Origin of the sequence: Pseudomonas sp. UBA6562, assembly GCF_002434265.1 — a bacterium.
Classification (GTDB): Bacteria; Pseudomonadota; Gammaproteobacteria; order Pseudomonadales; family Pseudomonadaceae; genus Aquipseudomonas.
In genome coordinates, this window is sequence record NZ_DJJS01000007.1 from 172,668 (window position 1) to 185,335 (window position 12,668).

The window sequence follows — 12,668 nt, forward strand, 5'->3', positions numbered from 1 at the left end:
ATTATCAAACGCTTAGGTTACATTTCTTTCCGTTCTCAGCGGTATCGAGAACATGTCGGGGCGTAGCGCAGCCCGGTAGCGCACTTGCATGGGGTGCAAGGGGTCGAGTGTTCGAATCACTCCGTCCCGACCAACTAACTCCAATGATTGAGGCCATTCCCGCAAGGGGTGGCCTTTTTCATATGCGTGACTTTTGCGTGACTTCTCCATTTTCAAGCCTGCCTCTTTTTCCAGGATTGTCAGCACCTGCTCACGCGAGCCTTTCGCGGGTACCATGTTTCCCGAGAGCCTAGCCTTTTTTCACTCTATCCTTTCTCAACAGCCCCGACAGCCGCTAAGGCCGGCACCTGCCCTACTCACGGCAGCCCAGCCTGTCTACGCCACCGCATGTCGTTGCCGCAAATGCAGCGCCACAAACACGAGGTTTGCATAAAGTACTCAAAAGGCTGTTGCATTCCCGCATGGGTAGTGGCAAAGTTTCCCCACTCTTGAAGTCATGCCTTAGGCAGCTTCAGAAAAAACCGGCCAAGCGCCGGTTTTTTTGTGCCCCAAAAAAACAAAGGCCCCGACGCGTTCGGGGCTTTGTCGTTTCTATGGCAGACCGACACCAAGAGCGACTGCAGCGCATGCGGTCTCACTCCCCCCATTACATATAAACCAGTCGCCCACAAGGCAAGCCACTGCCCAACACGTCCACATATGGCTTGGCAAACATCAAAAGGCCTTACACATGATGACCGACTGCCGCTGCGGCAAATGTAATCGACTGCTCGCTCGCACAGGCGAATACACCGAGCTTCAGATCAAATGTTCCCGTTGCGGGACGATGAATCACCTCAGGGCCTCGAGCCCAGCGCTAACGCCTCAGAGCGTGGACAGAGCAGCCCGACTGCCCTCAAACCCTACTCAACACGAGGCATCAAACCATGGCTAACTCAAGCACTGGCATCAATACGCTGACCGATATCCCGCTTCTGGGGATCAACCTCGGTTCCCATGCCAACGCTCGTCAGATCGTCCCAGGCGAAGCCGGTACGCATTATTTCTGGCCTTCGCGCGACACCATTACTCTGTGGGTCAAACAGCGCGGCGTCCGGTTGATCCGTTTTCCTTTCGAGGTGCAACGCGCGATCGGCCTTACCAACGAAGGGCTGCCAGGGCAGGGCGCAAGCCTCGACGCGACGTTCGTCAGCAAATGGAAGGAAATGCTGGGCTGGATACGAGAGGACTCCAATGGCCAAGCCAAGATCATTCCCGATCCGCACCACTACATGCGCCTGATGCGCTACGAAACGTCGAACGGCAAAATGACCGGTCGGCTGCTGCCGGCCAATCAGGCCGGCAATCAAGGCAACAAATGGAGAGCCACCGAGCCGGTGTTGATCAATGACAACAACAGCATCAGCGGCGCGGCTTGGACTGCCATCCACCTGGCCAACTTCCACCAGAAACTCGTTCAGGCCTGCGACGATCCAATGGTGTTGGGTTGGGGGTTGGGCAACGAACCTTACGAGCAGGCCGACAATACGAGCGCGACCGATTACATCACGGAAGAGGGCATGAAAACGCTGTACATCAACACCATGAACACGGTGCTGAAGTACCTACGCAACAGTTCCAGAAAGCCGGTGTTCATCTGCGGATTGCACTATGCGAGCGCGAGAAGCTGGGAGCGGTACTCGGGCGATCTGCAATCGCGCATCGTCGACCCTGCGAACTCAATCGTGTGGGAAGTGCACGGCTATGGCGACTACAACGGCAGTTCGAGCGGCGCCTACGTGAGTGATAACGATAAAATTGCCGCCAACGTATTCACCGATACGGTGTTCGGCCCGATGTTCACCTATGCGGCCCACAACAAGATGGCCACCTATATCGGTGAGGTGGGTATTCCCAGTACCGATGCAGCGCGCACGGCGCTGAAAAACTTGCTGGATCGCCTGGTGACCGAGAAGGTACCTGCCACCTTGTGGATCACTGGACCGGGTTCGGACGGCGAGAAGATGAGCCTCGACCGAGCCGATCAAGCGGCGACCGTTTCGCTGGTGACGCCGTATTTCGCCAAGCGTTTGAGCCATTGGAACTACTCGGCGTCTTGATCCGGTAATACTTTCCAGCCCTTCAACCCCGGGCTAAGGCCCGGGCTTTTTATCGGTTCTCCCGGCTCATCCGCCACAGGATGAGCGTTTATATTGCAGCTTTGCAGGGCTCAAGCAGACGTCGAAAGATGCTCATGGCCTTTTCCAGATCTCCCTAGAATGCCAGCCCATTCTTTAACCTGGTTAGCGAATCAGCTTACAAACCCGGTTCACGTTTCCCACGGCTTAATGTATGCTCGCCAAAACACTGGACGTACATACAGTTATAGGAGATTGGCAGTGACTACCGACGGATCCTCCACACCCGCTTACCCTGAACAGATGACCGGGTTGGAGCGCTTGAACCTCAGAGCCTCCGCGATGATCAATCACCCGGTCGCGCAGATGCAGCGCTGGGTGACCATCCACCGCCTGCACAACGATGGCGAAACGGAATGGGCGACGATGCTGGAAGCCTTGGGCGAAACGCCGGAGCTGGCGCTGACATTCAATGACGACGACAGTGTGACTGTTCGCTGGGGGCGCCGGCCGTCGTCGGAGCAAGATGACTGCATTGCGCAGGTGCGCAACGCCGAGCATGAAGACCCACCATTTTGACCCCACCGTCACCGACGGCCGTGCAAGGACCGTTTGGCGGTGATGCGGAAGGGGCGCGCAACATGCCCCTTGCACAGCGCCGCTACACCAAATGGGCGTTCCACACCAACAACACCCGAGCTTGGATATAGGTTTCATCGACCCTTATATCCTCGGCAGGATGATTGGTGTTGTCGGAAATCATCTTGAAGTGCTGGCGTCCTTTCTTCTGCAAACGTTTGATGTAGAGCATGTCGTCGTGGGAGAAGAGGTAGATGCCGTCACCCACGAACTCGCGAATGCTCACATCGACCAGCAAAGGATCGCGGTGCTTGATGGTCGGCGCCATCGACTGGCCCCACCCGGTCACCAGTTTGAGGTGGTGGTGCTCGGTGAAGGTCACCCCCATTTCCCGCAAACGTTTGGGGCTGACCCGCACGTCCTGGAGCATCTCCGGATAATCGTGGGGAATCTGTCCGCCGCCCATGGCTGCGCGGATATCGTAATGCGCCACCCAGACTTCATCGCCGGCAAGGTTCGGGCGAGCTTCTTCGAGGATGGGGGCTGGCGGGTCGGTCGGTTCTTCGGCTGCGGCCAGCAGCCGCTCGCGGGCTTCGCTCGAAAGTGCGGTACCTTTTTTAGCCAGCATTTCACGCACCATGTCGGCGGCAGACATGGAGGCTGTAGCGGACGGCGAGGGCGGCGGCGTGTCGAGCAACAACTCGGCCGAGTCCACGCCAAGCGCCGTGGCCATGGCGGCAATGTCCGCCAGGGTTGGCTCGCGCGTCCCAGCTTCGTAATTGCCTACCCGTGATTGCGATTTCCACCCGCAAGCCTCGGCCAACTGCGCTTGCGACAGGCCCGAAGCTTTACGGAGGCGCTTGATGCGCTGGTGGAGGGATTCGTTCATAGGCGCTATTTCATCACGAAATGAAATGATCGACATACACTTATCGTGTTTACTTTAATCACTGTGCGTGTTTATCTGTGTTCGTTCGTTGACGGAGCATGCCTGATCCGCCTTCGATTGTCGCGGGTAAGCAGGTGTGGCGATCCAGCCGCTTCCGTCAGCCCTACGACACGCTACTCCAGGCTCACTGATGCCGGGACCGTGCCCCGGTGATGCTTCCGAGGCCGATTATGCGTTCGCTCATCTCATTCAAAGGTTACACACCTACTATCGCCCGCACAGGGGTCATTCCAGCCCTTCACCGACAGCGCCTGCGCTGCGCACTGGGCTTCTGCTCAGCGACGATCGGGGAGGGCATGGCATGCGTCTGAACACTGCCCGCCAAGCTTGGCACGACTGCACTTACAGTTCGATCAGTAGCCAGAGCGTGTTCGCTTCATCGGTCGCGCAGCTGGGCACCAAAGTGCAGACCACCCAAGGCCAGCGCCGTGCCAGCCAGGCCGTGCACCAGACCCTGGCCGGCAGCGTGCAAGCGGCCATCGCTGGGCTCAGCCGGCCATTGCGGGCATTTGGCAACTACATGTACTCGCCACGGTTGGACGCCTGCGAGCAGGAGGATGCCGAAGGGACGGTCTTCCTCATGGTCCAACAGCGTGCCGCGCGCATGACGGCCGCCAAGCGCGAAAAGCTCGAATACCTGGTCAAAGGCGTGATGGCGCGTTACCGCTACATGCACCAGGGCGGGCAATCGGCCAATGGCGACCCGCTGGCAGCGCCCGAGGCCTTTCGTGCCTGGTTGGATGCGCACTATGGCATTCGCCTGGCTTCGGCGAGTTGGGAGCGTGAGTGGGGTGGTTACGTGCGCTCGGCATTCGAATGTTGCGAAGACCTCGATCAGCGTGCCTTGGCCGCCGTCGCAGGCAGAATCCATGAAATGAAAAAAATCGCTTAACACGTATTGTGTTCCTGCTCGGTTGGTGGCAGTATTTACCCATCGTCACAGCTTTAAACAAATACCGCCTTCCAAGAAACCCGGCCATCGCGCCGGGTTTTTTATTGCCTGTGTTTCGGCTTTTCATCGGAAGGCGCTTTCGAGAACCCGCCTCTGGAGTCGAGCGCATGGATTTCTTTCACCGGCTGCTCGACAAGTTCGACCTGGCCTTCGCCGGCTTGATGGGCGCCCTGATCGCCACCCGTTGGCACAAAGACGACCTTACCGATCGCAAAGCCTGGTCACTGTTCCTGCTTACCGGCATGGCCTGCGCGCACTACCTGACCGGCATGGTCAGCAGCTATTTCGCCATCACCGAACCACGTAGCGTGGCCGGCGTGGGCTTTCTGCTGGGCACGTTCGGCGGTTCGCTGATCGCCGCCATCCTGCGTGCGATCAAAGCGGCCGACCTGTGGGCCATCATCAAGTCGAAGTTCGGAGGGCCCAGCGCATGATCCTCGAGTACTTGAATGCGACCGCGGCCGGAGGCATCGCTTTCTGGGCCAGCTGGGCAGTGCTTAGCGCCAAGGTACGCGACGGTGTGTTCGGCAAGCTGCTGTACGCCGCGATCGCCCTGAGCGGCTATGCCTTGTTGGCAGGCGGCGACCACCTGTTCTTCAACCCCAGCACTGCGGCGGTGACCTTGCATGTGGCCCTGGCCCTGGCAGGCATCCGCCACATGCTGGTCCTGACCTATTGGCTGCGCTGCAAGCGTTGGCTGATGCGCCAGGCCTTCAAACGAATCGATTGAACCTGATCGGCGCGCTTCGCCGAGCAGGCCCCTCGATGTACCGCAACACCCCAACCCGCCTCGGCGGGTTTTTTTATACCTACCTCCAAGGAAAACATCATGACCGAACGCTTCCCACTCCCTAATGGCGCCGTACTGGAAATCGCCGGCACCCTGGGCAAAGCCGTCGCCTTCACAGCGCTGACCAATGCCACCACGCCTTCGGCCGCTGCGGCCGGCCACACCTTGAAGAACGGCGATACCGTGCTGGTGAACTCCGGCTGGTCGCTGATCAACGACCGTGCCGCACGGGTCACCGGCGTCACTGCCGATGCCTTCCGCCTGGACGGGATGGACACCTCCAACCTCAACAAATACACCGCCGGCAGCGGTGTCGGCAGCGTGGTGCCGGCGAGCAACTGGACGCAGATCTCCAAGGTCACCGCCTTCACCGCCACCGGCGGCGAACAGCAGTACCTCACGGTCGGCTACCTGGAAGACGACGACGACCGCCAACTGCCCACCAACCGCAACCCGATCACCCTGGCGATCACCGTCGAAGACCAGCCCGAAGCCGCCTATGTGTCCTTGATCGAAGCGTATGGCGATGCCAAGGACCTGGCCGTGGTGCGTCTGAAGCTGCCTGGCGGCGACCAGATTCTCTACACCGGTTACGTCACCATCTCCAGCTCGCCGACCATGGAGCGCAACAGCCTGATGACCCGTACCGTGAACATCGCCTTGTCCAACCGTCCGCTGCGCTACCTGGCAGCGGCTTAAGGAGGCCCCATGACGAAGATCACCCTTGCCCACAACCCGACCTTCAGCGCCAGCGTGGCGCTGCCGCGGGTCGGGCATGCGCCGGTGGAGGTGCAGTTCGAGTTCCGCTACCTCGATCGTCTGGCCCTGGCCAAGCTGTTCGACGAGTGGAGCGAAGCGCGTGACGCGCTGATCGCCCAGGCCAAGGAGGAGGGCATCAGCTGGGCGACGATGACTGCCGAGGAAATCCGCTTCCAGGCCGAGCAGCTCAAGGCGATCGTGCTCGGCTGGGGCCTGGACGACCCGTTCGACGATGCCGCCCTGCACACCCTGGTGCAAACCTGCACCGGTGCGCCCAAGGCCGTCATCGACGCCTACCAGAGTGCTTACGCCCCGGCCCGCTTGGGAAACTGAGGGCCGCGGCCAGAGCGCTCTATGCGCCTGGCCCGCGGGCTGAACAGTTGGCCGCGTTCGGGCTGACGGCCGCAGACCTTGCCGAAGACGACCTGCAGGTCTGGCCCGATCTGTGGCCGGCCCTGCGCGTCTTCGAGGCATTGGGCACGCAATGGCGCATCGCGCCGGGCGGGCCGTACGGTTTGGACTACACCGCGCTCCCTGTCGTGGCCTCGATGCTTGGCATCGGGCGCCGCGCCCTGGGGGCGCTTTTCCCCGACCTGCGCGCCATGGAGGCCGAAGCACTGGCCGTCATGGCGCAATCCAGGGAGTAAACCATGGCAACACTTGCCGAATTGAGGGTACGGGTTGACTCCACACAGGCTGCCCAGGCAGCCAACAACCTCGACAAACTCACGCTCGCTACCCAGCGTAGCGAGCAGGCTGCGACCAAGGCAGACAGGGCTTGGTCGGCCACTTTGACCAACGTGCAGTTCACCACGCAGCAAATTTTGAGTGAGCTACAGGCGCTCAGCGATCTGCAAACCGAAGTGGCCCGTCAGCAGGCAGACCTGAGCCGCATGCCGGCCGCGAGTCCAGGCACGATCGCCGAGCCCACTGGCAGTAGTGGCCTGGGCGGCGCGCTTGAGGGCTTCAATACTGCGGTTGATACCGTTGGCAATGCCAAAACCGTGGTCAATGCCATAGACACCCTCATGCCAGGACTTATCAGAGGAGCAGGTGCCCTGACCGTGGGCGCCGGCGCTGCTGCGGCAGCCGTCGGGGCGGTTGTGTATGGCTATGCCGAGGGTAGCAAAGAGGCTGATGCCTACAATCAGGCCTTAATCCTCAGCGGACAGTATGCTGGCGTCACAGCCGACGCCTTGGGCGACATGGCGGCGCGTGTTGGTGCGGGCAATGGCACCATTGGCCAGGCTGCGGCGGCACTGGCCGAGCTTGCGAGCAACGGTTCGATCGCTACAGGCAGCTTCGAAACCATCGCTAGCGCCGCTTTGGCCATGGAGGATGCCACGGGCAAATCGGTCTCTACCACCATCGCCGAGTTCGCCCGCATTGCCGAAGATCCTGTCACGGCAGCGAAGGCGCTGAACGATCAGTACCACTTTTTGACCGCGTCTACCTACGGTCAAATCGAAGCACTACAGGCACAGGGCGACCAGACGGCTGCGGCTCAGGTGCTTACTGACGCCTACGCCGACACACTGGCTACCCGTGCCCAGCAGATCGACGACAACCTGGGCATCGTCGAGCGCGGCTGGCGAGGCATTCAGAATGCCGCTGCCCATGCGCTCGATGCGCTGAAGAACATCGGTCGGGAAACGACGCTGACTCAGCAGATAGCTGAGCTCGAAACCAGGATAAAAACGCCCAGCAACTATGATCGGTACCCCACTGTGTTCGATGAAAATCCGAACATGATGACGGCGGGGCGAACCCAAGCGCAGGACGAAGAGGCATTGGCTAAGCTCAAGCTTCAGCTTGAGCAACAGCAGACGGCGACCAAGTTGGCGGCTGAGAGGCAGCGCAGTGAAGAGGCTGCCATCTCGGCTGCAAAGCAGATCGGTCGAGAGGCGAACGCGGCGATGACCCAGCTCGAGCGCTTGCAGCTTCGACTGGATAATGTGCGGGCGGCCAAAGCTGATGCGCTCGGCGTGGAGGGTGGCTTCGGTCCGGAACTGGAAGCGAAATACGCACGTGCCGAAAAAGCTTTGCTAGGACAGATAACAGCGCTGCAAACGCCGCACAAACCTCCAGCCGCACTGATCGCTCCACGTGCTCCTGCACGTGTGCGCCAAACGCCCCATGCAAAACAAGCGTCGGTCACCGGTATCGTCCCTTTACCCGTGCAGGGCGTGGAGGCGATGCCCTATCCCACGCCGGCGTTCGAGAAAGACTCGCCAATCAGCTCAAGGCTTTTGACGACCCCGCTCTTTCCCGTTAAGACCGAGCTCGATAGCGTATCCAGTTTGTTTCCCGAAGACAGCAAATCGGAGAAAGACGAAAAGCCAAAAACAGGTTTTGCGCTCTTTGGTGACGAGGCCAAAGAAGGTGGCATCAAGGCGTTGAAGGGTTATCAGGAGACTGCTGCTACGGTCGCCAAGCAGACCGAGGCGCTTTTCACCGATACCTTCAAGTCCATGGAAGACTCGGTCGTCAATTTCGCGCTCACCGGCAAGTTTTCCTTTTCCGACTTCACGCGATCGGTGTTGGCCGACATGGCCAGGTTGGCGGCGCGTCAGGCGGCATCGAGTCTGTTGTCGAGCCTGGCCGGCGCGGCGATCAGCGCGCTGGGCGGAGCCGCCTCGTCAAGCGCCGCTTCCTCGGGTTCCTCAAGCGCCCTGTCGTTTACACCTGACCTAAGCCAAGCAGCAGCGGGCTTGAAGTACAACGTCGAATTCTCCGACGGCGGCTACACCGGCAACGGCGGCAAATACGAACCCGCCGGCGTCGTGCATGGCGGCGAGTTCGTGCTGCGCCGGGAAATCGTCAGCCGGCCGGGCATGCGCGATTACCTGGAAAACCTCAACACTGGCACCGCCATCGACAGCGGCTCATCCAACCCCAGGTCGGGCGCTTTCCAGGTCGCGAGCGGCGGGGGCACCGCGATCCAGGTCAGCACCGTGGTCAACGTCAACGCCCAGGAGCGCAGTGGCGAAGGCGGCCAGCTCGACCCGCAGCTATTGCAGCAACGCATGGAGCAACAAATGAAAACCGCCGCCGAACGCGCCGTGGCCGAGTCCTGGCGACCGGGCGGCATGAGCTACCGCAGCAGCCAGGGGAGACGCTGATGGCTATCGAGACCTTCCGCTGGAACATCGAACGCGGCGAAGCCGGCGAGATCCAGTACCGCACCCGCGCCGCACGCTTCGGCAACGGCTACCGCCAGGTGGTCGGCGACGGCCCGAACAACCGTGAGGACCGCTACCCGATCAGCGTCACCGGCTCGCACGAGCAGGCACGCCGCATCCTGGTCTTTCTCGACCGGCATGCCGGCGCCAAGGCTTTTCTCTGGACGCCACCGTTGGGCGAGCTGGGCCTCTACACCTGCGCCGACGTGCGCTCCACGCCGCTCGGCGGCGGCCTGTACCGGCTCAGCGCCACCTTCGAGCGCGCCTTCCATCCCTGAGGCATTGCCATGTCATTGATCAAACAACTGCAGACCCTGGAGCCGGGCAGCGAAGTGCTGCTGTTCGAGCTCGACGGGTCGGACTTCGGCGCCGACACCTTACGTTTCCACAGCCACGCCATTCCCCACTCGGCGCAAGAGCTGGCCGCCGCGGGCGACGCGGCCGACACCTTGCCGGCCAAGTCGATTTGGTGGCAGGGGCAAGAGTATGGCGCCTGGCCGCTGCAACTGGACGGCATCGCCGCCAACGCCGACGGCACTTCGGTACGGCCGACCCTGACCGTGGGCAACGTCGAAGGGCGCATCACCGCCCTGTGCCTGGCCTTCGACGACCTGCTCGAATTCAAGCTGACCCTGCGCCATACCCTGGCGCGCTACCTGGACGCGAACAACTTCCCGGACGGCAACCCGGAAGCGGACCCGACCGAAGAAGCGATCGAGGTCTGGTACCTGGACCAGAAAATGGCTGAAAACGGCACTACGGTAGCCTGGGAACTGGCCAGCCCGGGCGACGTCGGTGGCGAAACCATCGGCCGGCAAATGACCCAGCTCTGCCACTGGGCGATGATCGCCGGCTACCGCGGCCCCAACTGCGGCTATACCGGCCCCTACTACGACCTGGACGGCACACCCACCGACGACCCGGCCAAGGACCAATGCAACGGCTGCCTGGATTCGGGCTGCACCGTGCGCTTCGGCCAAGGCAACCCGTTGCCGTTCGGCGGCTTTCCGGCCGTTTCACTGATCGCACGGAGTTGACCATGCATCCAGACATCCTCAGCGCCGTGCAGGCGCACGCCGCCGCCGAGTACCCGCGTGAGAGCTGCGGCTTGATCGTGGCCGCCGGCCCGGCCCAGTGCTACATCCCTTGTACCAACACCGCGACCGAGCCTGCCGAAGAGTTTCGCATCTCGCCCGCGCAATACGCAGCCGCCGAAGACCAGGGCGAGGTCATCGGCATCGTCCACTCGCACCCCGATGCCACCAGCCGGCCCTCGCCACGGGATCTGGCCATGTGCGAGGCCACCGGTCTGCCCTGGCACATCTTGTCGTGGCCCGAAGGCGACCTGCGCAGCATCACGCCCACCGGTCACACTCCCTTGCTCGGACGCTCCTTCGTGCATGGCGCCTGGGATTGCTGGCAGGTGTGCGCAGACTGGTACCGCCGCGAGTGGAGGCTGGAGTTTCCGCCCTATGCACGGGAAGAGGGCTGGTGGGAACGGGCGGATGGTCCGAGCTTGTACGAACAGGCCTATGAGGCGGCAGGATTCTACCCGGTGGGCGAGCCGCAGCGCGGCGACCTGATCGTCATGGCCGTGGGCCGTACGGCGCATCCGAACCATGCGGGGATCTACCTGGGTGGCGATGCGCGGTTACCGGACGAAGAAGGGCAGGTGTTCGGCCCCGGCCCGTTCATGCTGCACCACTTGCTGGGCAGGCCCTCGGAAATCATCGTGTACGGCGGGCCATGGCTCGATCGCACACGGCTTGTCTTACGGCACCGGGAGGCTGGTTGATCGACAGCTCAGGCTGCTACTGTCATGGTTTTCAGGGAGAATTCACATGCGAGTTTTGATGGCGAGTGTTTGGCTTGTCCTATTAGGAGGGTGTGCTTCACCGCCTACCTCCATCCAAGAAGCCGATCCTGTACCAGCCGACGAACTTTATGCCTTTCAGTCCAAGTTGCTTGGAAAGAGCGGAAAACTTTCTGTCGTGCGCGATTCAGGATTCGTGGGTTCAGGCTGCGACGTCGTAGTGTATATCGATGGGTTGAGGGCAGCTAAAGTAGGACCTGGCCAAATAGCGAGCTTCTATCTTGCTGCTGGGCGACCAAATCTTGGGGTAGGGCTGGCAGAAACTGGCCTCTGTACAGGTATGGCGGTGCGTACCATAACTGCCGATGTCCAAGTAAACCAAGAAGTTTTTTACAGAATCAGTGGAGACATGAGCGGCGCTCATATCGGACCTTACATTGACTATAAGTAGATTTTTTTGGAGAAAACGGATGCTCAAAGTAAATCGCGTGCGAATTCTAGCAGTAGGGTTGGGGCTAGCATCGCTAGCAGGGTGCGCGACCGTGGGTGACACAAGAAATAATCCTTCGCTTTTGGAGCTGGACTCCCGGCTGCAGCCTCAACAGGCCGCTGAGTGTGTTCGCGACGCATGGCAGCGCACCACCGTTCTGGGCGCGAGTTTGGGAGGTGTCCTGCAGTCTTCGGGAGGTCGCTTGTCGGTTCTTGCCCCAGATGCTCAGTCCCCAATGCATCTAGTTGATGTCACGCCCACCCAAGGCGGTTCGCACATCAGCTATCACTTCTATCGAACATGGCAGTCGCCGCTCCAGCGCGTGCTTGATGCTGTAATGTCTTGCGCTGGATGAATTAACTGCCGCCATCATCAACCACCTACGGGTGGTTTTTTTACGTCTGGAGAAAAGATGTCAGCGCTTTCAATTGAATCTCAGCCAATGACGAACGTTGTGTTGTATGGCCAACTTCGGCAGTTCGGGCGGTCGCTCAGGCTGTCGGTGCGGTCGCCCGCAGAAGCCATCAAAGCGCTTTGTGTTCAGATTCCCGGCTTCGAGCGGTTTCTCAACAACGCAAAAGCGCAGGGCATCGAGTTCGCCATTTTTCGCGGCAGCAGAAACCTGCAAGAACAGGAGCTGTGTTTCAGTGGCTCGGGCGATATTCGGATCGCTCCTATCATCACTGGGAGTAAACGCGCAGGGCTGCTGCAGACGGTTATCGGGGTCGTGATCGTGGCGTTGGCCTGGTGGAACCCTCTAGGGTGGTCGACGGCCACCGCGCTCGCCGTTGGTATGAGTGGCGGGTCCATGGCGCTTGGCGGTGTCGTTCAGATGCTCAGCCCTCAAGCCAAAGGGCTATCCATGAGCGGCCCCCCCGAAAACCTGCCGTCCTACGCCTTCGGCTCCGCCCGCAACACCACCGCCAGCGGCAACCCCGTCCCCATCTGCATCGGCGAGCGCCGCTGGGGCGGGTCGATCATTTCGGCGTCCATCGAGGCGCAAGACAAGGCCTGACGGCCCATCAGCACACGTAACC

General features: G+C 60.9%; 15 protein-coding genes and 1 tRNA gene. 15 read left to right on the forward strand and 1 reads right to left on the reverse strand.

What is annotated here, in order from left to right:
* Nucleotides 1–56: 56 nt before the first annotated feature.
* The 4 genes from B4M43_RS13005 to B4M43_RS13020 all read left to right on the forward strand — a co-directional run bounded on the left by B4M43_RS13005 (nucleotide 57) and on the right by B4M43_RS13020 (nucleotide 2,696).
* Nucleotides 57–133 (forward strand) — tRNA-Pro (locus tag B4M43_RS13005).
* A gap of 597 nt (nucleotides 134–730) precedes the next feature.
* Entirely contained in the window at nucleotides 731–934 is a 204-nt protein-coding gene (locus B4M43_RS13010; protein ID WP_296267695.1) for a Com family DNA-binding transcriptional regulator, read from the forward strand.
* Nucleotides 927–2,099 (forward strand): cellulase family glycosylhydrolase, encoded by a 1,173-nt coding sequence (locus B4M43_RS13015; protein ID WP_296267697.1) that lies wholly within the window; start codon nucleotides 927–929, stop codon nucleotides 2,097–2,099. Before B4M43_RS13010 ends, B4M43_RS13015 begins: the two co-directional genes overlap by 8 nt.
* A 321-nt stretch (nucleotides 2,100–2,420) precedes the next feature.
* A complete protein-coding gene (locus tag B4M43_RS13020; RefSeq protein WP_296268393.1) occupies nucleotides 2,421–2,696 on the forward strand; it encodes a DUF1654 domain-containing protein in 276 nt (91 codons plus the stop codon).
* 82 nt (nucleotides 2,697–2,778) lie between these two features.
* On the opposite strand, the gene B4M43_RS13025 is transcribed toward B4M43_RS13020, so the two are convergent.
* Nucleotides 2,779–3,585 (reverse strand): XRE family transcriptional regulator, encoded by an 807-nt coding sequence (locus tag B4M43_RS13025; protein ID WP_296268394.1) that lies wholly within the window; start codon nucleotides 3,583–3,585, stop codon nucleotides 2,779–2,781.
* A gap of 361 nt (nucleotides 3,586–3,946) precedes the next feature.
* On the opposite strand from B4M43_RS13025, the gene B4M43_RS13030 reads away from it, so the two are divergent.
* The 11 genes from B4M43_RS13030 to B4M43_RS13085 all read left to right on the forward strand — a co-directional run bounded on the left by B4M43_RS13030 (nucleotide 3,947) and on the right by B4M43_RS13085 (nucleotide 12,646).
* Nucleotides 3,947–4,537 (forward strand): hypothetical protein, encoded by a 591-nt coding sequence (locus B4M43_RS13030; protein ID WP_296267698.1) that lies wholly within the window; start codon nucleotides 3,947–3,949, stop codon nucleotides 4,535–4,537.
* 167 nt (nucleotides 4,538–4,704) lie between these two features.
* Nucleotides 4,705–5,031, forward strand: coding sequence for an MFS transporter (locus B4M43_RS13035; RefSeq protein WP_296267700.1), 327 nt, complete (start codon nucleotides 4,705–4,707; stop codon nucleotides 5,029–5,031).
* Nucleotides 5,028–5,327 (forward strand): hypothetical protein, encoded by a 300-nt coding sequence (locus B4M43_RS13040; RefSeq protein ID WP_296267702.1) that lies wholly within the window; start codon nucleotides 5,028–5,030, stop codon nucleotides 5,325–5,327. The genes B4M43_RS13035 and B4M43_RS13040 overlap by 4 nt, the downstream gene beginning before the upstream one ends.
* 99 nt (nucleotides 5,328–5,426) lie before the next feature.
* The gene (locus B4M43_RS13045) at nucleotides 5,427–6,086 is read left to right on the forward strand and encodes a phage tail protein (RefSeq protein WP_296267705.1); all 660 of its coding nucleotides are present in this window, start codon (nucleotides 5,427–5,429) and stop codon (nucleotides 6,084–6,086) included.
* Between the two features lie 9 nt (nucleotides 6,087–6,095).
* A complete protein-coding gene (locus tag B4M43_RS13050; RefSeq protein ID WP_296267707.1) occupies nucleotides 6,096–6,479 on the forward strand; it encodes a phage tail assembly chaperone in 384 nt (127 codons plus the stop codon).
* 47 nt (nucleotides 6,480–6,526) lie between these two features.
* Nucleotides 6,527–6,793, forward strand: a complete 267-nt coding sequence (locus B4M43_RS13055; RefSeq protein WP_296267709.1) for a DUF1799 domain-containing protein — start codon at nucleotides 6,527–6,529, stop codon at nucleotides 6,791–6,793.
* 3 nt (nucleotides 6,794–6,796) lie between these two features.
* Entirely contained in the window at nucleotides 6,797–9,268 is a 2,472-nt protein-coding gene (locus B4M43_RS13060; protein ID WP_296267711.1) for a phage tail tape measure protein, read from the forward strand.
* Nucleotides 9,268–9,606, forward strand: a complete 339-nt coding sequence (locus tag B4M43_RS13065) for a phage tail protein (protein ID WP_296267713.1) — start codon at nucleotides 9,268–9,270, stop codon at nucleotides 9,604–9,606. The genes B4M43_RS13060 and B4M43_RS13065 overlap by 1 nt, the downstream gene beginning before the upstream one ends.
* Before the next feature lie 9 nt (nucleotides 9,607–9,615).
* The gene (locus tag B4M43_RS13070; RefSeq protein WP_296267715.1) at nucleotides 9,616–10,365 is read left to right on the forward strand and encodes a phage minor tail protein L; all 750 of its coding nucleotides are present in this window, start codon (nucleotides 9,616–9,618) and stop codon (nucleotides 10,363–10,365) included.
* 2 nt (nucleotides 10,366–10,367) lie between these two features.
* Complete coding sequence (locus tag B4M43_RS13075; protein ID WP_296267717.1) at nucleotides 10,368–11,123, forward strand: C40 family peptidase; 756 nt, start codon at nucleotides 10,368–10,370, stop codon at nucleotides 11,121–11,123.
* 920 nt (nucleotides 11,124–12,043) lie between these two features.
* On the forward strand, nucleotides 12,044–12,646 hold the full coding sequence (locus tag B4M43_RS13085; RefSeq protein WP_296267720.1) for a tail assembly protein: 603 nt from the start codon (nucleotides 12,044–12,046) through the stop codon (nucleotides 12,644–12,646).
* Nucleotides 12,647–12,668: the final 22 nt, after the last annotated feature.